Annotated in this window: 19 protein-coding genes and 1 pseudogene; 10 read left to right on the top strand and 10 right to left on the bottom strand. The window is 71.2% G+C overall.

The genetic code is table 11. From position 1 onward, the window contains the following. Window positions 1-89: 89 nt before the first annotated feature. The 3 genes from ACFWP5_RS00520 to lanKC form a co-directional block, all read right to left on the bottom strand. Complete coding sequence (locus ACFWP5_RS00520) at window positions 90-1,913, bottom strand: ABC transporter ATP-binding protein (protein ID WP_384148365.1); 1,824 nt, start codon at window positions 1,911-1,913, stop codon at window positions 90-92. Between the two features lie 91 nt (window positions 1,914-2,004). After that, window positions 2,005-2,121, bottom strand: a complete 117-nt coding sequence (locus tag ACFWP5_RS00515) for a SapB/AmfS family lanthipeptide (protein ID WP_363093761.1) — start codon at window positions 2,119-2,121, stop codon at window positions 2,005-2,007. A 44-nt stretch (window positions 2,122-2,165) separates the two neighbouring features. Continuing rightward, window positions 2,166-4,766 (bottom strand): class III lanthionine synthetase LanKC, encoded by a 2,601-nt coding sequence (gene lanKC / locus ACFWP5_RS00510; RefSeq protein WP_384148362.1) that lies wholly within the window; start codon window positions 4,764-4,766, stop codon window positions 2,166-2,168. A 207-nt stretch (window positions 4,767-4,973) separates the two neighbouring features. On the opposite strand from lanKC, the gene ACFWP5_RS00505 reads away from it, so the two are divergent. The 6 genes from ACFWP5_RS00505 to ACFWP5_RS00480 all read left to right on the top strand — a co-directional run bounded on the left by ACFWP5_RS00505 (window position 4,974) and on the right by ACFWP5_RS00480 (window position 11,604). Beyond that, the gene (locus tag ACFWP5_RS00505) at window positions 4,974-7,418 is read left to right on the top strand and encodes a SpoIIE family protein phosphatase (RefSeq protein WP_384148360.1); all 2,445 of its coding nucleotides are present in this window, start codon (window positions 4,974-4,976) and stop codon (window positions 7,416-7,418) included. A gap of 93 nt (window positions 7,419-7,511) precedes the next feature. Beyond that, complete coding sequence (locus tag ACFWP5_RS00500; protein WP_384148358.1) at window positions 7,512-7,796, top strand: hypothetical protein; 285 nt, start codon at window positions 7,512-7,514, stop codon at window positions 7,794-7,796. Window positions 7,797-7,887: 91 nt separating this feature from the next. After that, window positions 7,888-8,955, top strand: a complete 1,068-nt coding sequence (locus ACFWP5_RS00495) for a glucose-1-phosphate thymidylyltransferase (RefSeq protein WP_384148356.1) — start codon at window positions 7,888-7,890, stop codon at window positions 8,953-8,955. Next, window positions 8,952-9,923 carry a dTDP-glucose 4,6-dehydratase gene (rfbB, locus tag ACFWP5_RS00490; RefSeq protein WP_262056813.1) on the top strand — a complete coding sequence of 324 codons (972 nt, stop codon included), beginning with the start codon at window positions 8,952-8,954 and terminating at the stop codon, window positions 9,921-9,923. The genes ACFWP5_RS00495 and rfbB overlap by 4 nt, the downstream gene beginning before the upstream one ends. Continuing rightward, window positions 9,923-10,804, top strand: coding sequence for a dTDP-4-dehydrorhamnose reductase (rfbD, locus tag ACFWP5_RS00485; protein ID WP_384148353.1), 882 nt, complete (start codon window positions 9,923-9,925; stop codon window positions 10,802-10,804). Before rfbB ends, rfbD begins: the two co-directional genes overlap by 1 nt. Next, complete coding sequence (locus ACFWP5_RS00480; protein WP_384148351.1) at window positions 10,801-11,604, top strand: class I SAM-dependent methyltransferase; 804 nt, start codon at window positions 10,801-10,803, stop codon at window positions 11,602-11,604. Before rfbD ends, ACFWP5_RS00480 begins: the two co-directional genes overlap by 4 nt. Here the strand turns inward: ACFWP5_RS00480 and rfbC are convergent. From rfbC to ACFWP5_RS00455, 5 genes are all read right to left on the bottom strand, one after another. After that, the gene (gene rfbC / locus ACFWP5_RS00475; RefSeq protein ID WP_384148349.1) at window positions 11,594-12,202 is read right to left on the bottom strand and encodes a dTDP-4-dehydrorhamnose 3,5-epimerase; all 609 of its coding nucleotides are present in this window, start codon (window positions 12,200-12,202) and stop codon (window positions 11,594-11,596) included. The two genes, ACFWP5_RS00480 and rfbC, sit on opposite strands and share 11 nt — an antisense overlap. Before the next feature lie 50 nt (window positions 12,203-12,252). Then, a complete protein-coding gene (locus ACFWP5_RS00470; RefSeq protein WP_384148347.1) occupies window positions 12,253-14,223 on the bottom strand; it encodes a glycosyltransferase family 2 protein in 1,971 nt (656 codons plus the stop codon). Window positions 14,224-14,360: 137 nt separating this feature from the next. Continuing rightward, window positions 14,361-14,954, bottom strand: a complete 594-nt coding sequence (locus ACFWP5_RS00465) for an isochorismatase family protein (protein ID WP_384148345.1) — start codon at window positions 14,952-14,954, stop codon at window positions 14,361-14,363. A gap of 39 nt (window positions 14,955-14,993) precedes the next feature. Further along, window positions 14,994-16,391 carry an MFS transporter gene (locus ACFWP5_RS00460; RefSeq protein WP_384148344.1) on the bottom strand — a complete coding sequence of 466 codons (1,398 nt, stop codon included), beginning with the start codon at window positions 16,389-16,391 and terminating at the stop codon, window positions 14,994-14,996. Next, window positions 16,388-16,849, bottom strand: a complete 462-nt coding sequence (locus ACFWP5_RS00455; RefSeq protein WP_384148342.1) for a MarR family winged helix-turn-helix transcriptional regulator — start codon at window positions 16,847-16,849, stop codon at window positions 16,388-16,390. Before ACFWP5_RS00455 ends, ACFWP5_RS00460 begins: the two co-directional genes overlap by 4 nt. Before the next feature lie 109 nt (window positions 16,850-16,958). Here ACFWP5_RS00455 and ACFWP5_RS00450 point away from each other — a divergent pair, with 109 nt between their 5' ends. Then, window positions 16,959-17,462 (top strand): metallophosphoesterase family protein, encoded by a 504-nt coding sequence (locus ACFWP5_RS00450; protein ID WP_384148340.1) that lies wholly within the window; start codon window positions 16,959-16,961, stop codon window positions 17,460-17,462. A gap of 38 nt (window positions 17,463-17,500) precedes the next feature. Beyond that, a complete protein-coding gene (locus ACFWP5_RS00445) occupies window positions 17,501-18,913 on the top strand; it encodes an MFS transporter (protein WP_384148338.1) in 1,413 nt (470 codons plus the stop codon). A gap of 453 nt (window positions 18,914-19,366) precedes the next feature. On the opposite strand, the gene ACFWP5_RS00440 is transcribed toward ACFWP5_RS00445, so the two are convergent. Together ACFWP5_RS00440 and ACFWP5_RS00435 are read right to left on the bottom strand one after the other, a co-directional pair. Continuing rightward, window positions 19,367-20,515 carry an XdhC family protein gene (locus tag ACFWP5_RS00440; RefSeq protein ID WP_384148641.1) on the bottom strand — a complete coding sequence of 383 codons (1,149 nt, stop codon included), beginning with the start codon at window positions 20,513-20,515 and terminating at the stop codon, window positions 19,367-19,369. A gap of 114 nt (window positions 20,516-20,629) precedes the next feature. Then, window positions 20,630-20,851, bottom strand: a pseudogene (locus tag ACFWP5_RS00435) (XdhC family protein); the annotation flags it as partial. A 271-nt stretch (window positions 20,852-21,122) separates the two neighbouring features. Between ACFWP5_RS00435 and ACFWP5_RS00430 the strand changes: the two are divergent. Both ACFWP5_RS00430 and ACFWP5_RS00425 read left to right on the top strand, forming a co-directional pair. Next, window positions 21,123-23,090 carry a GTP-binding protein gene (locus ACFWP5_RS00430; protein WP_384148336.1) on the top strand — a complete coding sequence of 656 codons (1,968 nt, stop codon included), beginning with the start codon at window positions 21,123-21,125 and terminating at the stop codon, window positions 23,088-23,090. 87 nt (window positions 23,091-23,177) lie between these two features. After that, window positions 23,178-25,034, top strand: coding sequence for an endoglycosylceramidase (locus ACFWP5_RS00425; RefSeq protein WP_384148334.1), 1,857 nt, complete (start codon window positions 23,178-23,180; stop codon window positions 25,032-25,034). Window positions 25,035-25,194 lie beyond the last annotated feature (160 nt).

Below are 25,194 nucleotides of genomic sequence, written 5' to 3'. Positions count from 1 at the left end.
CTCGGCCGCGCCGCGTCGCGCACGCTCCCCGGGCCCTCGGCGCGTCGGGTCCTCCGCGCCCGCCTTCCGCACGCTCCGCTCGTCCGACATCAGCCCGCCCCGCCCTCCGTGCGCCGAGCCCCTCCGCGCAAGACCCTCCCCGCACCCCTCGATCCCTCCGCGCCACGCACCACCTCCACGCCGATCTCATCCCTCCCCGCTCTCGCCAAGTGCTCCGCATCCCCGAACACCCCGCGATATCCCGCCATCCCCCACAACGCCGCATGCGTCCCCACTGCGCGCACCCGCCCCCCGTCCAACCACGCCACCAGGTCCGCGCGGGCCGCCGTAGCGGCGCGGTGGGCGATGAGGAGGCGGGTGCCGGTGGAGGCGGGGCCCGTGAGGGAGTTCGTGATGCGGTGTTCTGTGATCGTGTCGAGGCTGGAGAGGGCGTCGTCGAGGATCAGGACGCGGCCCTCGTGCGCGAACGCCCTTGCCAGACCGAGGCGTTGGGACTCGCCGCCGGAGTGGGGGGCGTCGGCGACCGGGGTGGCGTAGCCGTGGGGGAGGCGGCGGACGAAGGAATCCGCGTGGGCCATGAGTGCCGCTTCTCGGACTCGGGCGGGGGACGGCGACCGCAGGCCGAACGCGATCGTGTCCTCGATCGTCGTGCCGAGCAGTGCCGGGCGGTCGAAGGCGTAGCCGATCGCGCCGCGCAGCTCGTCGTGGCGCAGGTCGCGGAGGGGGACCCCGTCGAGGAGGACCTCGCCCGCGTCCGGGTCGGTCAGGCGGCCCGCGATCGCCGCGAGGAGTGACTTGCCGGCGCCGGAGCGGCCGACGACGGCGAGGGTCGTGCCGCCGGGGATCACCAGGTCGATGCCGTCGAGCACGGTGCGTTCGCCGTGCCGGGCGGTCACCGCGCGCAGCTCCAGGCGCCCGGTGCCCGGCGGCAGTCGGCGGTCTCCGTGGACGGGTGCCGGTTCGGCCAGGATCTCGTCGAGGCGCCGGGTTGCCGCCTTCGCCCGGAGCAGGCCCGCCAGTTGGCCGACGAGCACTCCGACGCCGGTCGCCAGGACCGCGTACCGGGACGCGGCCAGCACCTCGCCCACGGTCAGGCGGTGCCTGGTCAGCAGGTAGCCCGCCACGGCGACGACGGCGAGTTGGAGGAGGGGCGCCACGGTGACCGCCTGTGCGGCCGCCCGTCCCTGCACCCGCCACATGCGGTGACCCGCGCGGGAGAGTTCGGGCAGCGGTCCCAGGATCCGTGCCGTCTCCCGGTCCGCCGTCCCCGCCGCCTGGATCGTTCGGAAGCCGCTCATCGCCTCCGCGAGCGTCGCCGCGATCCGCCCCTGAACCTGCTGGTAGCGCGTCACGCACTCCGAGGTGTCTCGGGCGAAGGTACGGAGGAGGAAGGTGAGGACCGGCGCCCCTGCCAGGAAGACGGCCGCCAGCCACGGGTCGATCAACGCCAGCGCGATGACGCCTCCGACCGGCCCCGCCAGTGCCGCGAGCAGCGCGGCCACCGCACCCGGCGCCGTTCCGGCCTGCGCGGCGTTCCCCACCAGTCGGGCCACCAACTCCCCTGCGCCGAAACGGGTGTTGGCGCGCGGTCCGAGGGCCACCACATGCCCGGTGACGCGTCGGCGCAGCCAGGCCGTCGAACCGGCCGTGACCGTGCCGCCGAGCACCGTCCCGCACGCGTCCAACAGCCCGGTCAGCACCACGAGCCCCGCGCAGCCCCACACCCAGCGCGCCGCCGGGGCATGCGCCAGCAGGTGGTCCAGGGTCCGGCCCAGCACGGCGGGCAGCAGCAGCGCGGCGGCCGTGGACGCCGTACTGACCGCGCCCAGCGCCGCGCAGCGCACCCCGGCGGCGCGGACGGCCGACCGGAGCAGCGAGCCGGTGACCGGGGCGCCCTCGGTGTACGTCGTCATACGGCGGCCCCTCGGGGTGACGTGACGTGGACCCCGGGCGGCCCTGCCCTCGTGGGAGGGGGCCACCCGGAGCCGTGGGTTCACCGTGTCGTCAGAGACAGAGCAGAACGCTCGCCGCGCTGATGCAGGAGAGCAGGCTGACGGTGCTCGCGCCGCCGCCGTCGTTGTGCTCGTCGGATTCCATCGTCTGCAGGTCGAGAAGTGCCATGGGATGTCCTTTCGTTGTGGGGACGGGGTGGTGTCACGACTCCGTCAGATCGCGGAGCCGCGTTGAGTGGGCCGCCTGAGTGGCGGCAGGAAGGGCAGCCCGGGCGCGGACCCGGCATCGCCGAAGGCCGCGCCGAGCGCGAGCAGGCACCCGGCCGTTCCGGTGCCCAGATCCATGGACAGCCGCATCATCTGGTGTCCGGGGAAGGCGAGTTGACCTTCGTACGACATCGCGAACCAGCCGAGACCGGCGACCTGTTCGGTCAGCCTGCGGGTGTCGGCGCCCGGCGCGGTCGTACGGGCGAGGTGCAGGATCATCCCCGCGCGGCCCTGGAAGAGCCCGGGCTGCGCGTAGAAGCGGGAGGTCGCGGCGGTGAGGATGCCGGCGCGGGCGCGCTCGAACTCCCCGTCCTCGTCCGTGACTTGGTCCAGGAGGTCGTCCAGGACCATGCCCAGGCCCACGCTGCCGTCGCCGAGGTACGGCAGCGTCCGCCACCCCTCGTCGACTTCGAGGCCGCCGCCGCGCTGCACGACACAGCACTCCAGGTCCCGGCGCAGCGCCCCGGCCGCCGCGTCCAGCAACCGCCGGTCACCGGTCCACCCGTACTGCCGCAGCAGGAACAGCGCGGGCCCGCTCGCGCCCCGCAGCAGTCCGGCCCGCCGCCGGGGCGTCGCGGGGCGCGGCTCCGCGAGCCGTCGTACGAGGATGTCCGCGGCTTCCGCCGCCCGCTCGCGCAGCTCCGACTCGCCGGTGTCGGCGGCCAGTTGACCGAGGACCAGACCGAGACCGGCCAGTCCGCCGTGCAGGTCGGAGGAGAGGTTCTGCCAGCGTTCCGCGAGGATGCCCGAGATCAGGTCGAGGGCGCGTTGGCGGTGGCCGAGCCGGTCGAGGACGTGGGCGACGCCCGCGAGACCGTCGTAGAGACCGAGCGGGGTGCCGACCGGGGGCGGGGCGGTGCGGTCGAGGAGCCAGCGCTCGCCCTCCTCGTAGCGGCCGGACCCGGTCGCGTCGAGCGCGTACAGCACACCGGCCGCGCCGTGCGCCAGGCCGAGTCCGCCGCCGTCGGAGAACTGGGCGACATCGCCGGGGAAGAGCCGGTCGTCGCGCTCCGGGTTCGCCGAGGCGAGGATCGCCTTGACCATCGAGTCACGGCTGTGGGGCCAGTCGCCGGGCCGTACGAAGTCCGGAGCGATCGTGCTCGTGCCCCGGGTGATCTCCGCGACCGCCTTGTCCAGGAACTCCCTTGGTACGTCCGGGAATTGGCCCGCGATCACCTCGGCCAGGTGGGCCGCCTTGCCGCGGTCGACCACGAACAGCGTGGTCACCGGCAGGAACAGGGCGAGCCGCAGACAGGCCAGCGCGTACCGGTCGACATCGACGCCCCTGCGGTCCGGCGGCGCGAAGAAGCCCGGGTGGGCGACGACTTGACGGCCGTTCTCCTCGGCCGGGGCCGCCGCCTCGAAGTCGACGAGGAACACGGACTCCTCGTCGGGCGCGACGATGACGTTGAAGATGTGCAGGTCGTTGAAGACGATCCCGCGCGCGTGCACCGCCTCCATCGCCCGCTCGACCGCGCCGTGGATCTTCAGCGCCCATGCCGTGTACGCGGCCACCGCGTCCGGGTCGGGGTCCGGGGTGAGCAGCGGATGCCGTTCCGCGAAGAAGGAGTTGAGGGGGCGTCCCTCGACGAAGTCCATGACCAGGAACCGGTGTTCACCCAGCAGGAACCAGTCCCGCACCTCGGGCACCACCCCGGTCCCGGCGACCCGCTCCAGCGCCAGCCTCTCGCGCTCCAGCCGGACGATCGCGTCGGCACCGTCCGAGGCGAGCCCCGCGTGCGGCCGCCCCTCCTTGAGGACGACCTTGCGCCCGTCCCGGGTGTCGGTGCCCGCGTACACCCCGCCGCCGTTCGAGAAATGCAGCGCCTTCTCGATGCGGTACGGCAGTTCGCCCACCGTCGTGGTGTTGCGTGCCGCGAGCTGCGGCTCCAGGAACGACGGCAGGGTCACCCACTCCGGGACCTGGAAGGACGGCGCCCGCTGGTCCGGCACCAACTGCCCCGAGCCGTCCCGCACCGCCGGCACCAGCGAGCCCCGCTCGTCGACGACGAAGCTGCGCGCGAAAGCGCCGTAACGGACGTAGAGCGGACCGTCGTACCAGCGGAGATCGGTGAGGATGTACGGGCCCTCGAAGCCCTCCAGGAGTTTGCCCAACTCGCCTAGGATCTCGTGGAGTTGTTCCTCGTCGGACGGGTAGACCGTGACGAACTTGCCGCTGGTGTCGCGGCCCGCGTACTTGGTGTTGCGCAGGTGCAGTAAGTGCGGTCCCGGTACCAGCTTGAAGGGGATGCGGCGCGGTACGCAGTAGTCCCACACGAGGGCGGCGATGCGGTCCGCGTTCGCCCGGGTGGCCGAGGCGTGGATCTTCCAGCCCTGGGCCGGGCCGGGGAGCGGGCCGCCGTCCTCGTCGAGCGGGGTGAGCGTCAGCCAGTCGCCGATGCGGGCCGAGCTCCAGCTCTCCGGGACCTCGCGGCGCGCCGTCTCGAACAGGGGCGCGGCGGCGTCCGTGCCGGGTGCGGACAGGCGGTCCGGCGTCTCGTAGAAGTGTTTGTCGGCGAGCGCGTACACCTCGTACCGCTTGTCCATGGTCGTCCCCCTCTATGGCCCGGCTCGAATCTCCCAGCCGGACGACGGACGCGGACAGTCACGCCTGTCACGAGATCCCTGTGCGGTACGCACGGGTAAAGACTTGTTCGGCAGCTTTCGAGCCGGAAGAGGGCCATCCGGTCCTTCATGTCCACGGAACGGTCACAGGGGCTGCGCAGTCGCTGCATAAGCGCTGTAATTGCGGACGTGGTCAGTGAGGGCGCTGAGGGACGCGGAACGCGAACGCTGCGTGCCGAACTTGCCCTCAAAACGCTCACCGTCGATCTCGACCCCCGCGAACGGCTGCGCCGCGTCCTCGAACAGGCCCTCGTCTTCGCGGGCGCGAGCTTCGCCGGGGTGTACACACCCGGTGACGATGCCGACCTGCTGTGCCTGGTCGAGTCGGTCGGGGTGCCGCGGACGCTGTACGGGCTGCGGGACGGCTATCCGACGTCCGGCGGATCACCGGTCGCCGAGGTGCGGCGGGCCGGGCACGCGGTGTGGCTCGGCCCCGAGGAACTGGCCGCGGGCGGCGACGCGCGACGGCTGCCGTCGGGGGAGTTCCATCTGGCGGCGCTGCCCGTGGGCGGTGACCGGGGCGGCGGCTGTCTGCTCGCGGTGAGCGAACGCCCGGACGGCTTCGGCGCCGAGGACCGCGAGTGCCTCGCGCTGATCGCCGAGGCGGTCGCGATCCCGGTACCGGCCGAGACCGCGGCGGGCGAGGACGTGGCCGCGGGCGCGTTCGACCTGGCCATGGACACCGGGCGGGTCGAGGTCGGCGGCGACGTCCTGGAGCTGTTCGGGCTCGGCCCGGACGACTTCGACGGCAAGGTCGAGACCCTGCTGGGGCTGACCGTGCCGGAGGACCTGCCCTCGCTGATGTCCGTCGTCGAGGCCGACCACATGGCCATCGGCGACCGTGAGCTGGAGTTCCGGGTGCTGCAGCCCTCGGGAACGCCGAAGTGGCTGCGGCTGCGCGGCCGGCTCCTGCCCGGCGGCGACGGCCGCCCCGCCCGCCTCGTCGGCACCGTCGGCGACGCCTCCCAGCTGCGCTCCGGCGTCAACGACGTGGCCCGCGTCCAGCGCCTCGCCGCCGCGCTCGCCATGGCCGGCACGGTCCGTGACGTCAGCCAGGCCGTGGTCGCCGCGCTGCGCAAACCGCTGCGCGCCGGCCGGATCGCCCTCGCCGAACTGGAGGGCGACCGGCTCGTCGTCACCGTCCTCGACCCGCCCGAACCGGAGGCCTGGCCCGAGCTGTGGCGCCTGGAGTGGCGCAGCGAATGGCCCGACGCGCCCGTGCGCACGATGCCCACCCTCGCCGCCGCCCTGCGCGAGGGCCGCGCCGCGATCTGGCCCGCGGGGACGGCACTGGAGCCGGCCCTCGCCGAGGTCGGGCCCGGTGGCCTCGCCGTACTGCCGTTGTCCGCCGGCGGACGCGTGTCCGGGGCCTGCCTGATCGGCTGGGACGACCCGCACGTCTTCGGCCCCGACGAACGCGCCCTGCTCACCGCCTCCGCAGGCCTCGCCGGCCAGGCCCTGATGCGCGCCCACGCCTTCGACGCCGAGCACGAACTCGTCGGCATGCTCCAGCGCCAGCTGCTGCCGCGCCGCCTGCCCACCCTGCCCGGCGCGGTCGCCGTCGCCCGCTATCTGCCGACCACGGCCGGGCTGGAGGTCGGCGGCGACTGGTACGACGTGATCCCGCTGCCCGACAACCACGTCGCCCTCGTCATCGGCGACGTCCAGGGCCACAACGCGGGCGCCGCCACCCTCATGGGCCAGATGCGCACCGCGCTGCGCGCCTACGCCGTCGAGGGGCACCCCCCGGACGTCGTCGTCTCGCACGCCAACCGCCTCCTCATCGACCTGGAGACCGACCTCTTCGCCACCTGCTGCTACGTCGACGTCAACCTGGAGGAGGGCTCCGCCTGGTACGTGCGCGCCGGTCATCTGCCGCCCGTCCTGCGCCACCCGGACGGCAGCACCGAGATCCCCTACGCGGACGGCGGACCGCCGCTCGGCGTGGTGACCCAGGCCGACTTCCCCATGAGCCCGCTGCGGCTCCAGCCCGGCACCGTCGTCGCCCTCACCACCGACGGCCTCGTGGAGTCCAAGGAGGCCGACATCGACGAGGGCCTCGACCGGCTCGCCCACGGCCTCGCCGTCTCCGACCCCGCCCACCTCGGCCTCGTCGCCGACGCCCTGCTCGGCAACGCCCGCCGCGAGGACGACGTAGCCCTCCTCCTCATGCGCTACGACGGCCTGGCCACCCGCCCACGGCGCGAGAACTGGACGGTGTGGCGCGTCCCCGAAGCCGCCCGGCACGCCCGCCGCTTCACCAAGCGCACCCTGCGCACCTGGGGTGTCACCGAGGAGACCGACACCATCCTCCTGGTCGTGTCCGAGCTGGTCACCAACGCCCTGGTGCACACCGACGGGCCGGTCCGCCTCGACCTCACCCTCGTCAACCGGCGGTTCCGCGTCGCCGTCGCCGACTCCTCGCCGCGCACCCCGGTCAAACCGACCAGTATCGGCTGGGAGGCCACCGGCGGCCGCGGCATCCTCCTCGTCGAGGCCATGTCGGCGGCGTGGGGCACGGTGCCGGTGAGCGGCGGCAAACAGGTGTGGGCCGAGGTCGCACTCGACCAGTGAACGGCCGCAGGGACCGCCGCACGGGTGCCTGTACGGGCACGTAGCGGCAGGTCGGGACGGTCGCGCGGGCTCGCCGTGATGGGGTGCGTGCTTGTGGCACACACCTTCGAAGAACTGGTCGAGAAGCACCGCGCGGCCCAGGCGGCACGCGCCCGGGTCCAGGAGATGCGGGACTCCCTGGGAGCCCCCGCCCACGAGTCATGGACCGAGACCGAGACCGACATCTACGAGACCGCCTGGCGGGCCTGGCGCGACCTGGCCCGTGACATGCAGGCCGCGGCGGACGAGTACGCGAGGGACGAGGGCCTCAACCGGGCCGAGGTCGAGGCGGACGTGGCACGAGCGGCGGGTGATTTGTCCGGTCCGGCCGCCGGATAGACACCTCCCGGCCCACTCATCGTTGGCTGGTCGTAATAAACGAACATAGGGAGGAACGATGCACGTCCAAAGATGACGCTAAGGTGAAGCGATGAAGGCTCTCGTTCTCTCCGGCGGCACTGGATCCCGCCTGAGGCCGATCACACACACATCGGCAAAACAGCTCGTCCCGGTGGCCAACAAGGCCGTCCTTTTCTACGGGCTCGAATCACTCGCCGACGCGGGAATCACCGAGGTCGGCATCATCGTCGGTGACACCGCGGCGGAGATCGAGGAGGCGGTGGGAGACGGGTCGAAGTTCGGCCTGCAGATCACCTACATCCCGCAGGACCGCCCCCTCGGACTGGCCCACGCCGTCCTGATCGCGCGCGAGTACCTCGGCGACGACGACTTCGTGATGTACCTCGGTGACAACTTCATCGTCGGCGGCATCACCGGCCTCGTCGAAGGCTTCCAGACCAACAAGCCCGACGCCCAGATCCTCCTCACCCACGTGCCCGACCCCCGCTCCTTCGGCGTCGCCGAACTCAGCGAATCCGGCCAGGTCATCGGCCTGGAGGAGAAGCCGGAGCACCCCAAGAGCGACCTCGCTCTGGTCGGTGTCTACCTGTTCACGCCCGCCATCCACGACGCCGTGCGCGCCATCAAGCCGTCCTGGCGCGGCGAGCTGGAGATCACCCACGCCATCCAGCAGCTGATCGACGACGGCGCCGACGTGCGCTCCTCGGTCATCCACGGCTACTGGAAGGACACGGGCAACGTCGTCGACATGCTCGAGGTCAACCGGACCGTCCTGGAGAGTATGGACCGCCGTATCGACGGCGAGGTCGACGACGTCTCCGAGACCATCGGCCGCGTGGTGATCGAGGAAGGCGCGCGCATCGAGAAGTCGCGCATCGTCGGACCCGTCGTCATCGGCGCCGGAACCGTCGTCAGCAACTCCTACATCGGACCGTTCACCTCGGTCGCGGAGAACTGCCGGATCACCGACAGTGAGCTGGAGTTCTCCATAGTGCTGCAGGACTCGTCCATTCTCGGGGTGGGCCGGATCGAGTCCTCGCTCATCGGCAAGCACGTCGAAGTGACCCCCGCTCCGGGGGTACCCAGCGCCCACCGCCTCGTTCTCGGAGACCACAGCAAGGTGCAGATCCGTTCATGAATCTCCTCGTCACCGGCGCCGCCGGCTTCATCGGTTCCACGTACGTCCGCACGCTCCTCGCCTCGGACGCGGCTGACGCGCCCCGCATCACGGTGCTGGACAAGCTCACGTACGCCGGCACGCTCGACAACCTGGAAATAGGCCACCCGCGCCTGGAGTTCGTCCAGGGCGACATCTGCGACGCCGAACTGGTCGACAAGCTGATGGCCGAGGCGGACCAGGTCGTCCACTTCGCCGCCGAGTCCCACGTGGACCGCTCGATCAACGGTGCCGCCGACTTCGTCCGCACCAACGTGGTGGGCACCCAGGTCCTGCTGGACGCCGCCCTGCGCTACCGCACCCCGTTCGTGCACATCTCCACCGACGAGGTCTACGGCTCCATCGAGACCGGCTCCTGGCCCGAGACCCACCCGCTGGCGCCCAACTCGCCGTACTCCGCGTCGAAGGCCTCCTCCGACCTGCTCGCCCTGGCCTACCACCGCACCCACGGCCTGGACGTGCGCGTCACCCGCTGCTCCAACAACTACGGGCCGCACCAGTTCCCCGAGAAGGTCATCCCGCTGTTCGTCAGCAACCTCCTCGACGGCAAGAAGGTCCCGCTCTACGGCGAGGGCCTCAACGTCCGCGACTGGCTGCACGTCGAGGACCACTGCCAGGGCATCGAGCTCGTGCGCACCAAGGGCCGGGCCGGCGAGGTCTACAACATCGGCGGCGGCACCGAGCTCAGCAACAAGGAGCTCACCGGCCTGCTGCTGGAAGCCTGCGGCGCGGACTGGGACCGGGTCGAGCGCGTCGAGGACCGCAAGGGCCACGACCTGCGCTACTCCGTCGACTGGTCCAAGATCCACGACGAGCTCGGCTACCAGCCCCAGCATGACTTCGCGAGCGGCCTGGCCGACACCGTCGCCTGGTACCGCGACAACCGCGCCTGGTGGGAGCCCCTCAAGGCAAGGGTGGAGCGCGCCTGATGAAGTGGCTGGTCACCGGTGCCGGCGGGATGCTCGGCCACGATGTGCTGGAGGAGCTCGCCGGCCGCGGTGAGCAGTTCGTCGGTCTCGCCCGCGGCGCCCTGGACATCACCGACCCCGCGTCGGTGGACCGGGCGTTCGCCGAGCACCACCCCGACGTGGTCGTGAACTGCGCGGCGTACACCGCCGTCGACGACGCCGAGACCGACGAGGAGCGGGCCTTTCGCATCAACGGCGAGGGGCCCCGGCTCCTGGCCCGCGCCTGCGCCGCCTCGGGCGCGCGGCTGGTGCACGTCTCCACCGACTACGTCTTCGACGGCGAGGCCCGCAGCACGCCGTACCCGGAGAATCACCCCACCGTCCCTCGCACCGCGTACGGCCGTACCAAACTCGCGGGCGAGCAGGCCGTGTTGGAGGAACTGCCCGGTGCGAGCGCCATTGTGCGCACGGCTTGGCTGTACGGAGCCTGTGGGGGTAACTTCGTCCGCACGATGATCGAGCTGGAGGCACGTCGCGACACTCTCGACGTCGTCGACGACCAGCGCGGTCAACCGACCTGGACCGCCGACGTCGCCGTAAGGATCGCCGATCTCGGCGCCCGCATCGGCCAAGTCGAAGGCGCGCACGGGGTGTTCCACGCGACCAGCTCCGGCGAGACCAGCTGGCACGGTCTCGCACAGGAGGTGTTCCGGCTCATCGACGCCGACCCGGAGCGCGTCCGCCCCACCACGAGCGCGGCCTTCGTCCGTCCCGCGCCCCGCCCCGCCTACAGCGCCCTCGGGCACGAGCGGTGGCGGGAGGTCGGTCTGGAACCGCCGAGGGACTGGCGGTCCGCCCTGCACGAAGCACTTCCTCACATCCGCAAGGAGATTTCTTCGTGAAACGCCATGAGTTCCTGCGGGGGCTCCACAAGTCAACCGCGAACCGCAACTACCTGGAGATCGGCGTCAACGACGGCCGCAGCCTGACGCTCTCCCGGGTGCCCAGCGTCGCGATCGATCCCGCGTTCAAGGTGGTCACGGAGATCCGCTGTGACGTCCACCTGGCCAAGGCGACGAGCGACGACTTCTTCGCCCGGGACAACCCGCTGGTGCACCTGCGGGGCGGTCGTCACCCGCTGCGTCAACTGGCGCGCAACCGCAGCCCGTTGGGCTGGTGGCGGACCACCACGCTGGACCTGTCGTTCATCGACGGCATGCACCTGTTCGAGTACGCGCTGCGCGACTTCATCAACGTGGAGAAGCACTCGGACTGGGCCAGCGTCATCGTCTTCGACGACATGCTGCCCCGCAGCATCGACGAGGCGGCCCGGGACCGGCACACCGACGCCTGGACCGGTGACGTCTACAAGCTCGTCGAGATCCTCAACCGCTACCGTCCCGACCTGCTGACGGTCCTGGTCGACACCCAGCCCACGGGGCAGCTCGTGGTCTTCGGCGCGGACCCCGAGAGCACCGTCCTCAAGGACAAGTACGACGAGATCGTCGCCGAGTTCGAGGTCCCGGACCCGCAGAAGGTGCCCGAGGCGATCCTGGAGCGCACCACCGCGGTGAAGCCCGAGGCGCTGCTCGGCGCCGGTTTCTGGGGCCCCCTCGCCACGGCCCGCAACCGCGGGACCAAGCGGTCCCGCGGCTGGGAGCCCCTGCGCCGCTCGGTGGAGCAGCTCAGCGTCAGTCGCTGAGCTGCCCACTCCGCAGTCGCTCGTAGTAGGCGGAGCAGTCCGCGTAGGACGGAAGAAGTCCTGACTGCTCCGCCTCTGCCAATGTCGGAGCCTCCGCGTCCTTCTCCGACAGCACCGGCTCGATGCCCTCCGGCCAGGCGATGCCGAGCGCGGGGTCGAGCGGGTTGATCCCGTGCTCACGGCCGGGCGAGTAACCCGTCGAGCACAGGTACACCACCGTCGCGTCGTCAGTCAGGGCCATGAACGCGTGCCCCAGCCCCTCCGCGAGGAACACGGCGTGCTTGGTGTCGTCGTCCAGCCGGACGGCCTCCCACTGTCCGAACGTGGGAGAGCCGACGCGGATGTCCACGATCACGTCGAGGACGGCGCCGCGCACGCACTTCACATACTTGGCCTGGCTCGGCGGTACGTCGGAGAAGTGCACTCCGCGCACCACACCGCGCCGCGAGACCGAGCAGTTGGCCTGGGACAGAGCCAGGTCGTACCCGGTGGCCTCGCGGAACTCCGCACCGCGGTACCACTCGTGGAAACTGCCCCGGTCGTCAGGGAAGACCTTGGGTTCCAGGACCCAGGCGCCTTCAATCCCCAGTGATCGCACGTTCTTCCGTCCTCCGGCTTGCTCGGGCACTGCTACTTGCTCGGGTACCGCTACTTGTTCAGGGCGCGCTTCAGCTTGCGTGCCACCCGGCGGGCCAGCCCGGGCTTGGGCTTGGCGGCCACCGGCTTCGGCGCCGGCTTGGGCTCGGCGGGCTTGGTGGCGGACTTCGGCGCCGCCTCCACCCGGATGCCGCCGGTGTCACCGGTCAGCCGGACCGGCAGCGCCAGGAAGCGCTGCCCGGTGGCGGCCGGGGTGAGACACACCGAGGCGTTCCACGCCGCGTCCTTCAGATCGGCCGCAGGCACCTCGGCGGCCAGCCGTGCGCCGGAGGACTCGGGGGAGACCACACCGGGCACGTCCAGGGTCGTACCGGACGACTTGTGGGTCAGACGCAGCAGGACGTCCGTGGCGGCCGGGACGTAGAAGGGGAGCAGTACGCCGACGCGGGCGCCGGTGACCGTGAAGTCGCCGGGCTTGAGGTCGGCGAGGCCGAGGCGCTTGCTCGCGCGGTCGACGTCCAGGGAGAAGTTGCCGTGCGGCTCCGTGTAGTACGGGAGCAGCACCTGGCCTGCGACGACACCGGCGTGCCCGGCGTTCTCGCCGTGCTGCGGGACCGGGCCGAGGCGGCACTCCTTGTTCCAGGAACCGATCACGACGCGGACGTAGGTGTCCCAGAGGCCGCCGCCCAGCGGGGCGCCGCCGGCCGCGGTGGCGGGGTCGACGGTGGCCGTGACGTGCAGCACCAGGCGGACGCCGTTGCCGTCGGCGACCGTCTCGTGCGAGATCTGCACGGGCTGGAAGTGCGAGGCGGCGCTGGTGCGTTCGCGGACGACGAGGTCGGCCGTCGCCTTCTTCAAGGTGGCGGTGGCGTCGGCCGTCAGCATGGCCGTCGCCTCGGCGAGGGTCTTCGGCTCCGGGTGCTTGGGAGCGGGGGCGCCCTTGGCCTCGAAGATCGCCGGCTTGCCGTCGATGACGAACTCGGCCTGGTAGTGGACCAGCAGCTTGCCGTCCCGCCACTCGATCTCGCCGGGGACCGCCGTCGGCTTGAGGGAGGCCTCCCACTGGGCGAGCTCGACGAGGTCGTCGTAGCGGTCGGCGGCGGCGAGGGCGGCGACGACCCGCAGCCGCGGGCCGAGACCGGCCGCGACGCCGGGGCCGAAGCGCTCGGTCATGACACCGCGGATCTCCTTGAGGAGTTCGCGGCGGTACTCGTCGGGGGCCTTGAGCAGTCGGCCGCCGCCGAGGCGCTCCATCATCTCCACGCGCAGCCAGCGACGGAAGATCTTGTCGCGGGCCGGACCCGGCTCGGTGTACTTCTCGACGACGTCGAGGGCCTCGCGCAGGTTCTTGAAGTACCCGACGGGGTCGAAGCGCTGGAAGCCGGCGTTCGAGGCGTCCTCACGCTTGATGTGGTAGTAGCAGACATAGTCGCTGAGCACGGCGACGTTGTCCGCGGCGAGGTAGGCCTCCGTCACGAAGACGTGGTCCTCCAGGCGTCGACGCCCCTCGGGGAACCGCAGGTTGATGCGGTCGAGGAACGCGCGGCGGAGCATCTTGTGCGGGGTGAGGCTGTCCATCAGCGGCGCGGTCGCGACCGACGCGTGCGGATAGTTCTTGCGGAACAGCTCCACGGGTACGGCGCGGCCCTTGCCGGCCATCTTGCCGACGATGACATCGGCGCCGTTGGCCACGCCGTACTCGTACATCCGCTCCAGGGCCTCGTCACCGAGGTAGTCGTCGTTGTCGACGAACATGACGAACTCGCCCTTGGACGCGGCGATGCCGACGTTCCGGGGCTTGCCCGACCAGCCCGAGGCCTCCTGGTGGATCACGTGCATGTGGGGGTGCTCGGCGGCGATCTCGTCGAGCCGCGCGGGCGTGCCGTCCGTCGAGCCGTCGTCGACGAAGATCGCCTCGTACTCGTCGTTAGGCAGGGACTGCCTGAGGAGAGAGGAGATGCAATCCTCGATATAAGGCCCTGGATTGTACACAGGGACGACGACACTGACCTTGACCGACATCCGGCTACTAGCCCCCTTGTTATCGCTGCCCGTTTCCCGTTGCGGAACGGCGCGGATGGGGTGATGCTAACCCGGTCTGTATCGATGCCGCCCATTGGGCTGGTGTTGGGCAACGGTTAACCCGCCATGGACCGACGTCACCTCACGTGGTGGGTCTTGGTCAGAAGTTCCAGGATTTCGGCGGACGTGCCCGTTTCGCCCAGACGCGGAAAGATCCGCTCGATGCTGTGGGCGTGCGAGATGGCGTCCAGGTCACTCATCGCGTCCGTGGCCAGGGTCACGTGGTAGCCGTGCTCGTGGGCGGCCCGGGCGGTTGACTCGACACCGATGCTGGTGGCGATGCCGGTCAGCACGATCTGCGTGATGCCGCGGCGGCGCAGCTGTACGTAGAGGTCGGTGCCGTGGAAGGCACCCCAGTTCCGCTTGACGATGTGGATGTCTCCGGGGTGCCCGGCCAGGTCGTCGACGATGACGTCCCAGCCCTCGGCGCGGGTCGCGCCACCGGCGCGCTGCTGCGCGGTGCGGCCGGGCACCGCGTCCGCGCCGTCGGCGGCGAAGCTGACCCGGACCAGCACCACGGGAAGGTCGGCGGCCCGGAAGGCGTCGGCGAGTTCGACGGTACGGGCGACGACCTCGGGCCCGCTGTACGGCTGGGTCGGGGCGCCGACGATGCCGCCCTGGAGGTCGATCACGACGAGGGCGGTGCGGGGGTCGAGGGTGGTGAGTGCCATGGGGCAGGCCTTTCAGGGGTGTTGGGGATTCCTGGAGTGTCAGACGGTTCGGGGGGTGAGGGTGCGCAGGGATCGGTCCGGCAGGGTGATCGCCAGGAGCAGCGCCGACCCGACGGCCATGAACAGGGCCAGGTCGTGCAGTCCGGGGGTGTCGGCGCGGTGCGGGAAGAAGGCCGCGGTGGCCGCCGACGCGGCCAGTGCGCCGAGGTACATGAAGGTGCGCAGCAGTCCGGCGGCGGACGCGATGCGCGCGGGCTCGGCCTGCCGGTACAGGGCGTTCTGCCCGGCCAGACCGAGCAGGCCCTGCGGTACGCCCAGCACGGCGCCGACGGCGAGCAGCAGCCAGACCGGACTGTCGGACCCGACCAGGAACAACCCGGCACAGCCCACGACCTGGATGGCACCGCCGACGAGCAGCTTGGCGCGGACCGCCTCACGGCGCCCGGTGAGGGTGGAGACACCGAGGGCGGTGGCCGACAGGGGCAGCAGGATGAGCCCGGCGGTGGAGGCGTGCAGGCCGCGCCCCTCCTCCAGCCACTGCGTGTAGCCGTAGAGGAAGGCGTACGAGGTGGTGTAGCCGAGGAACTGGCGTATGTACGTGGTCACCAGGGGGAGGTTGCCGCCGAGGACGCGCAGGTCGACGAAGGGTTCAGGGACGCGGAGTTCGCGTTTCGCGAAGGCGACGGCCGCGGCGGCGCTGAGGACCGGGAGGTACCACTCGGAGAGCTTGGGGGCGGTCAGGAACATCATCAGCGAGACCAGCATGACGGCGAACAGGAGCATGCCGGGCGGGTCGACATCGCGTCGGGTGCCGGCCGTGTCCTTGCTCATTCTCGGCAGCCGTAGCGCGCCGAGGACCAGACAGGCCAGGGAGAGGGGCACGTTGACGGTGAAGATGGCGCGCCAGCCGCCGACGCCGATCAGGAAGCCGCCGAGCGTCGGCCCGATCACCGACACCGTCTGACCGGCGACGGCCAGCGCGGTGAGGACGCCGGCCGGGCTGTCCTGGCCGGTGCGTTCGGCCTCGCTGCGGGTCAGCTGCATCGCGGCCGGATACGCGGCCGAGGTGCCGAACCCGAGCAGGACCCGGGCGGCGATCAGGACGCCCAGCGACGGCGCGAGGGCGCCCATGACTCCGGCGACGCCGACCAGGGCCGTACCGATGAGGTAGAGACGGCGGGGCCCGTACATGTCGACGAGTCGCCCGATGACCGGCTGGCCCACGGCCGTGGCGAGATAGAGCGCCGAGACCAGCCAGACCGTCCGCGAGGGCGGGGCCCCGAAGGCGATGCCGATCGGCACGAGGGCCACGGCGATCATCGAGGAGTTGATCGGGTTCAGCACGGAGCCGAGGACCATCGGCGCGATCAGCCGCCGATTGAAGCCGGTCGGTGCGGGACGCGAGGTCCGTAGTGCCTGGTTGAGCTTGGGTATCACTGCTCCGACAGCCGTTCCATCAACGTCAGCGCGTCGAGAATCGTCCGCCGTTCCGTCTCGGTGTACCGGTCCTCGAAGGCGCGCGCGAGCCACTCCTCACGGACCTGCCGGTTGTCCTCGATGCGCTCGCGGCCGGTTTCGGTGAGGGTGACGAGCTGCCTACGGCCGTCCTCGGGGTCGGGGCTGCGCCGGATGAGCCCGTGCTGGTCGAGGGCGGCGAGGGTGGCGGCCATCGACTGCGGCCTGACCCCCTCGGCGGACGCCAGCGCGCTGGCCGTGGCCGCGCCGTGCTTGCCGACGAGCGTGAGCGCCGACTCCTGCGAGGGCGTCAGGTCCTCGTCCGTCGCGACCTCGCGGATTCTCCGCCGCAGCCGGCTGAACACCACGCGCAGATCGCGCGCGGAGCGGGCCGCCGAGTCGGAGATGCCCGCGGGTGTCTCGGTGGGCTGGTGATCCATGAGCCCCACCGTAAAACCATCAGAGCAGACTGTCCAGTCGCAACTGAACAGTTTTGACTGTAGATCTCTTCCGGAAGCCGTGACAAGGGCACGCCCCTAGGCTGAGACCGTGCGTCTGCTGCTGATGTCCGACACCCACCTCCCCAAGCGCGCCAAGGAACTCCCCGCGCAGCTCCTCGCCGAACTCCCGCGCGCCGACGTCGTGTTCCACGCCGGCGACTGGGTCGACACCGCGACCCTCGACCTGCTGGAGAGCCGCAGCCGCCGGCTCGTCGGCGTCCACGGCAACAACGACGGCCCCGAGCTGCGTGCCAGGCTCCCCGAGGTGGCCTACGCCGAGTTGGGCGGCCTGCGCTTCGGCGCCGTCCACGAGACGGGCCCCGCCCAGGGGCGCGAGACACGCTGCGCGGCCCGGTTCCCCGACCTGGACGTGCTGGTCTTCGGGCACAGCCACATTCCCTGGGACACCACGGCTGCCACCAGGCTGCGCCTGCTGAACCCGGGGTCTCCGACCGACCGGCGACGCCAGCCGTACTGCACGTACATGACGGTGACGGTGAACGACGGCACGCTGACGGATCTTGTGCTGCATCAGTTGCCGCCCAGAGGCTGACCGGGATCACCGGCGCCCGGTGGGGTACGCAAGACAGCATGGCCGATACACGAGAAACCCGGCGGCAACCAGGACACCGGGACACCGCGCCCCGCACCGTCCTGCTCGTCATGTGCGCCGGCTACTTCCTGGTGCTGCTCGACGTCACCGTCGTCAACGTCGCGCTGCCGCGCATCGGTTCGGGCCTGCACACCGACATCGGCGGCCTCCAGTGGGTCGTCGACGGCTACGCCCTGGCGCTCGCGGCCCTCATGCTCACCAGCGGCACGGCCGGAGACCGGTACGGTCACCGACGCGTCGTGCTGGCCGGACTCGCCGTCTTCGGCGCCGGTTCCCTCGCCTGCGGGCTGGCCCCGGACGTGGCCGTCCTGGTCATCGCCCGCGTGGTGCAGGGCGTGGGCGCCGCGCTGCTGCTGCCGGGGACACTGGCCATCATCAGCCGCGCGTATCCCGACGACGCGGCACGCGCGCGTGCCATCGGTGTCTGGGCCGGTGTCGGCAGCCTGGCCCTGCCCGCGGGCCCGCTGCTCGGCGGCGCGCTCACCGACTGGCTCGGCTGGCGGGCGATCTTCCTGATCAACGTGCCCGTCGTGCTCTTCGCCCTCGTCCGGTCCGCGGCCGTCGTGGAGGAGAGCAGGGAGGCGTCGGCCCGACGGCTCGACCCGCCCGGCCTCCTGCTCGGCGGTCTCCTGCTCCTCGCGACGACGTACGCCTTCATCGAGGGCGGGCGCACGGGAGCCGGTTCCCCGTACGTCGTCACCGCGGCGACGGTCGCCGTCCTGGCCCTTGTCGCGCTCACGGTGGCCGAACTCCGGCGCGGCGACGAGGCGATGCTCCCGCCGGCACTGCTGCGCAGGCCCGCCTTCGACGCGGCCAACGCGACCGCCGGGATCATGAACCTCGGCACCCTGGGCACCCTGTTCGTGCTGATGCTGTTCCTGCAGTCCGTGCAGCACCGCTCGGCACTGGTGGCGGGATTCGCCGTCCTCCCGCTGTTCGCGCCGCTCGCGGTGATCGCCCCCTTCGGCGGCCGGATCACCAGCCGGATCGGTTCGCGCGTGCCGGCCGCGGCGGGACTGCTGATCGCCGCGGCGGGCCTCGCCCTGCTGGCCCGCGCCCAGCCGCACTCGGGGCTCCCGGTTCTCCTCCCCGCGCTCCTCCTGTGGGGCATTGGCTGCGGTCTGCTCACCCCGGCCGTCGTCGCCGCGGCCATCGCCACCGTCCCCGCCGACCGCGCCGGACTGGCCTCCGCCGTCAACAACACCGCCCGCCAGACCGGCGGCGCGATCGGCATCGCGGTGGCGGGCGCGATCGCCGGACCACCGCAGGACGCGGGCCGATTCCTGCGCGGGTTCCATACGGTCGCGGTCGGCTCGGCGGGGCTCTACGGTGTGGCCGCGGTGGTCGCGGTCGTGCTGTTGCCGGGGGTGTGGCGGCCGCTGAAGGGGTGACAACTGTCGGGGCTGGTAGGGCTGGTAGGGCTGTTGGGGCGTGCGAACTGGTGAGCCCGCCAAGGCTTGTTCGGGGCGTGAGAGCTGGTGGGGGTGCTGTGGCTGTTCAGGGGCGGGCGGCCAACTGACGGGGCTGCCGAGGCAGTTGAGGATGTGTGAACTGGCTGGGCTGCCGCGGCCGTTGAGGACATGAGCGCCCGTGTCCGGCGGCCGGTACGAGGTCGGCGCCGACACGCGGCCGTCTTCGTCGCGGGCGCCCGCGTCACACGGACGGCACCCTCGACGCGGCGGCCCGCTCGTCGGTAGGCAGCTCACTGCCCGGTTCCCGAACCGGCCCAACTGTCCATCTCCCGGGTCCCGTTGCGGGGCACGGGCGACGCTCCCATCCGCCTGGGTGCCTCGGTGACGGCCGGTCGGTACGGCTGCCTCGGTGCGCCCACCGAGTCCGCCAGGTCACCGCACCGGCCCCCGATGAATCGCCGCCACCGCCCCCGTCAACGGAGCCCCCGTCCCGCCCCACCGCAGCGCGACGATCTCCGCGGCCACGGACACGGCCACCTCCTCGGGCGTACGCGCGCCGAGGTCCAGGCCAACTGGTGAGCGCAGTCGGGCCAACTCGCCCTCGTCCAGGCCGGATTCGAGCAGTCGCCGCAAACGGTCGTCGTGGGTACGGCGGCTGCCCATCGCCCCGATGTACGCGGCCGGCCGGCGCAGCGCCTCCTCCAGCAGCGGTACGTCGAACTTCGGGTCGTGGGTCAGGACGCAAATCACCGTCCGCTCGTCGGTGTCCGTGCCGTGCAGATAGCGGTGCGGCCAGTCCACGACCACCTCCACGCCCGCCGGGAACCGCTTCGGTGTGGCGAACACCGGGCGGGCGTCGCACACGGTGACCCGGTAGCCGAGGAAGTCGCCGATCCGGGCCACCGCCGCCGCGTAGTCGATCGCGCCGAAGACCAGCATCCGGGGCGGCGGCGCGAAGGAGTGCAGAAACACGGCGACGGAGTCCTCACGTCGCTCACCGTGCGGACCGTAGTGCCGCAACCCCGTCGCACCGAGGGCGAGTTCACCACGGGCGTCGGCCGTGACCGCGACGTCCAGGCCGGTCGAGCCGAGCGTGCCGAGCGTGCCGAGGGTGCCGGGGGTGCCGGGGGCGCCGAGTGTGCCGGGGGTGCCGAGTGTGCCGGGGGTGCCGAGTGTGCCGGGGGTGCCGGGGGTGCTAGGGGCGCCGAGGGTGCCGGGGTCGCGAGGGGTGTTGGGGTCGTGAGGGGTGCCCAGCGTGTCAGGGGCACCAGGGGCACCAGGGGCACCGAGAGTGCCGAGGGGGCCAGGAGCGGCTGGGGCGCCGAGGGAGCCAGCGGTGCCGGTGCTGCCAGGAATGTCGAGGCCGCTGGGGGCGCCGAGAGTGTCGGAGGTGCCGGTGGTGCCAGGAGTGCCGAGGGTGCTGGGGCCGCCGGCAGTGCCAGAGGTGCCGGGCCCGCTCACAACGCCGGCGCCGCCGCCCACCCCCTCCGGCCAAACGGCAAGTGTGGCCCCTCGCCGCGCCGGACCATCGATCACCGTCGCCACCGTCACCGGCTCACCCGCGGCGACCGACCGCGCCACCGCCCCGAACGCGGGATCGGTCTCAGGCGTGACGGGCCGTACCAGCACGGTGATCTCGCCGCCGCAGGTGAGCCCGACCGCGAACGCGTCCTCGTCGCTGTACCCGAAGGTCTCAAGCCGGGCCTCGCCGCTCGCCACGACCTCCCGTGCCAGTTCGAAGACCGCGCCCTCCACACAGCCGCCGGACACACTGCCCACGACCTCGTCGTCCGGGCCCACGGCCATCGCCGCGCCGGGGTCGCGCGGTGCGCTGCGGCTGACCGCGACCACCGTGGCGAGGCCGAACGGGGCGTGTGCGGCGTACCAGCCGCTCAGTACCGGGAGAAGGTCACGCATGCTCGGCTCCTGTCACCATCAGTACCACCACTACCGCCGCCGGACGGCGCAAGCGTCGCATCCGGGCCCTGGCCTGCGCCGGAGCGCCACGCGCCCACCCCACCTCCCCGGGCCCTCGCCCTCGGCCGGGCGTTAATCCGTTGCCGCCCCACCTCCGCGCCTGCTGCACTACGGGGGACGAGTCAGCGACGACCGAGGAGTACTGAGATGCGCGCACCGTTCATGTCCGCCCAGGAAGGAACGACCCCCTCATCAAAGGACATGACACCAGGTGCACTTGCTCAACCTCGGGATTCTCGCGCACGTAGACGCAGGTAAGACCAGCCTGACCGAGCGCCTGCTGCACTCGGCCGGCGTGATCGACCAGATCGGCAGCGTCGACGACGGGAACACCCGCACAGACACCCTCGCGCTGGAGCGCCGGCGCGGCATCACCATCAAGTCGGCCGTCGTCTCGTTCCCGGTCGACGACGTGACCGTCAACCTGATCGACACCCCCGGTCACCCGGACTTCATCGCCGAGGTGGAGCGGGTGCTCGGTGTGCTCGACGGCGCGGTTCTCGTGGTCTCCGCCGTCGAAGGCGTCCAGCCGCAGACCCGCATCCTGATGCGTACGCTCCAGCGGCTGCGCATCCCCACGCTCCTCTTCGTCAACAAGATCGACCGACGCGGGGCACGCTACGACGACCTCCTGCCGGTGATCTCCGAACGGCTCAGGGCGGCCGTCGTACCGATGGGCTCGGTCGACGGGCTCGGGACCCGCGAGGCCGGTTTCCTGCCGGGACTCCGCTCGGGCGCCGCGGCCGTCCTCGCCGAGCACGACGACGAACTGCTCACCGCGTACGTCGAGAACACCGTGTCGTACGACCTCCTGCGCGCGGCCCTCGTCACCCAGACCCGCCAGGCCCTCGTGCACCCCGTCTACTTCGGCTCCGCCATCACCGGCGCCGGCGTCGACGCGCTGATCGCCGGCATCAAGGAACTGCTGCCCCCAGCCGAGGGCGACCCCCAAGGCCCGCTCTCCGGCACGGTGTTCAAGGTCGAGCGCGGCCCGGCGGGGGAGAAGGTCGCGTACGCGCGGATGTTCTCCGGCACCCTCCGCACCCGCGACCGGATCACCTTCGGTGACGCGGGGGAAGGGGGCAAGGTCACCTCGGTCAGCGTCTTCGACCACGGTACGGACGTCGAGTGCGACTCCGTACAGGCGGGCCGGATCGGCAGGCTGCGGGGGCTCGGCGAGATCAGGATCGGCGACGCGATCGGCGTACCGAGGAAGGCGTACGAGCACTTCTTCGCGCCGCCGACCCTCGAAACCGTCGTCGTCCCGGGCCCGGACGCCGACCGGCGCGCCCTGCATCTCGCGCTCACCCAACTCGCCGAACAGGACCCGCTGATCGGTCTGCGCCACGACGAGGTGCGCCGGGAGACCGCAGTCTCCCTCTACGGCGAGGTCCAGAAGGAGGTCATCCAGGCCACGCTCGCCGACGAGTTCGGGGTGCGTGTCACGTTCAGGGAGACGACTCCGCTCTGCATCGAGCGGCCGGTCGGCACGGGCGCGGCGGTCGAGTTCAACAAGAAGGAAGCCAACCCGTTCCTCGCCACGGTCGGCCTGCGCGTCGAACCGGGCCCGGTCGGCTCGGGCGTGCGGTTCGGCCTGGAGGTGGAGCTGGGTGCGATGCCGTACGCCTTCTTCAAGGCCGTCGAGGACACCGTGCGCGAGACGCTCGGGCAGGGCCTGTACGGCTGGAAGGTCACCGACTGCGCGGTGACCATGACGCACTCCGGCTACTCGGCCCGGCAGAGCCATGCCCATCAGGGCTTCGACAAGAGCATGTCGAGCACCGGCGCAGACTTCCGCGGGGTGACCCCGCTCGTTCTCGTCGAGGCGCTGCGGCGGGCGGGGAGCCAGGTGTACGAGCCGATGCACCGGTTCCGCATCGAGGCCCCGGCCGACACCCTCGCCGTCCTGCTGCCGGTCCTCGCCGCGCTGCGCGCCGTACCGCAGACCACCGAGACGCACGGGCTGCTCTGTGTGCTGGAGGGGCAGGTGCCGGCGGCCCAAGTGCACGGACTGGAACGGCAGTTGCCGGGGCTGACGCGAGGGGAGGGGGAGTGGGAGAGCGCCTTCGACCACTACGCGCCCGTCGCGCACGGCACCGTTCCGGAGCGGGCGCGCACCGACCACAACCCCCTGAACAGGAAGGAGTACCTGCTGAACGTGGCACGCCGGGTCGCCTGAAATGCGTCAACAGGGCTTGCGGGGCGCAAACTTACTCACGAGTCAGAAGTGTTGACAGTGTCAGGAAATCACCGGACTGTAGTGGACATGACGAATATCCGGGCGCGGCTGATCGTTGTCCTGGTTGTCCTCTGCGGATTCCTGTCGGTGGCGGGCGCCGGTCCCGCCACCGCCGCCACCCCAACCGACTCCCTCTGGTTCGACGGCTCACCCCTGACCGTGCAGAACGGCAGCTTCGTCGACAGTTACGGCCGCCAGGTCGTGCTGCGCGGCTACAACGTCTCCGGTGAGACCAAACTGGAGGAGAACAGCGGTCTCCCCTTCGCCTCGGTCGCCGACGCGAAGAAGTCCGCGACCGCGCTGCGCGCCCTGGGTGGCGGCAACTCGGTCCGCTTCCTGCTCTCCTGGGCCCACGCCGAACCGGTACGCGGCCAGGTCGATACCGCCTACCTGGCCGCCGCCACCGCCCAGATGCAGGCGTTCCTCGACGCAGGTATCCGCGTCTACCCCGACTTCCACCAGGACCTCTACTCCCGCTACCTGTTCAACAGCGGCAGCTGGTACACCGGCGACGGCGCCCCCAAGTGGGCCGTAACAGCCGGGAGTTACCCGCAGGAGTCCTGCGGGATCTGCCTCTTCTGGGGCCAGAACATCACCCAGAACTCGGCCGTGACCAAGGCGCAGTACGACTTCTGGCACAACAACTACGGTGTCCAGGACGCCTTCCTCGTCACCGCGCAGTCGACGATGTCGTACATCCAACAGCACCTGAGCACCGACGAGTTCGCGGGTGTCGTCGGCTTCGACCCGTACAACGAACCCTTCGCGGGCACCTACGACTCCGGCCAGACCAGCCGCACTTGGGAACAGAACCTGCTCTGGCCGTTCTATGTGAAGTTCCGGGCCCGGATGGACGCGGCCGGCTGGACGGCCAAGCCCGCCCTCGTCGAGCCGAACCTCTTCTGGAACTCCAACATCTCCAGCCAGGTACAGGTGGGCGGACTCCTCGACGCTGGCACGCTCGGGTCGCGCTACGTCTTCAACACCCACTTCTACGACCAGAAGGCGATCTCCGGGGTCCTGATGTGGGGCAACGCGGCCGACGGCCAGTACTCGACCGACTTCGGCACCGTCCGTGACCGGGCCACCGCGGCCGGCACCGCCGCCATCGTCAGCGAGTTCGGGCATCCACTGTCCGGAACGGTCGCGGGCAAGGCGCCGACCGTCCTCAAGGCGATGTACCAGGCCCTCGACTCCCGTCTGCCGGGCGCCAGTTGGTGGTCCAACCCGGCGGGCTCCGGGCCGGTCCTCTCCGGCACCCAGTGGCAGTGGGACATCTACAACGGCCGCCACGACGAGGTGATGAACGACAACCCCGACAAGGTGCTCACCTCCGGCGACGCGTGGAACGACGAGGACCTCTCGGCCGTCGACATGACCGACTCCGGCACGGTGACGCTCCGTCAGGACGCCCGTCTGCTCGACCGGATCTACCCGAGCGCGACCGCCGGCACCACGGTCGCCTTCACCTACGAGGACCGCTCCCGCGACGGTTCGACGACCCTGACCTGGAACCCGGTCCCCAGCTCCCTCCCGAACGTGTCCTCGCTGGTGGGCTCCGGCCAGTACGGCCTGCTGATGTGGCGCTCCAACAGCTCCACCGCACCGACCGAACTCCACCTCCCGGCGTCCTTCCCGGCCGCGTCCACGACCGTGGTCTCCGACCTGGGAGCCGTCTCGGGGGTCCCGGCGTACACGTCGTCGACCCCGATCGGCTACGCCAACGAGCCCGGCGGCACCGGCAGCCACCGCCTCCTGCTCTCCGCCACCGGCTCGGGAACCCTGCACTACGCCCTGATCACCAACGGCGCGTCGAGCCCCTCCTCGACACTGCTGACCGCGGCCAAGTCCGAACTGGCCACCTGGGCGGCATCGCACAGCTGAGCAACACGGCGGCACGGGCACCGGTCCATTCGGGGGACCGGTGCTCCCGCATGTGAAGACATACGCACAAATGCAAATTCAGAGTGAACTTGATGAAAAGTGAGGAAGGAGTGCTCTTTTCCGCAAGACCACGGACACGACAAGATTGGTCGGTGGTCAA

This window comes from Streptomyces sp. NPDC058469, assembly GCF_042721125.1.
Lineage (GTDB): Bacteria > Actinomycetota > Actinomycetes > Streptomycetales > Streptomycetaceae > Streptomyces.
Note: the sequence above shows the minus strand (reverse complement) of the source record. Positions and strands in the feature narration are given on the sequence as shown.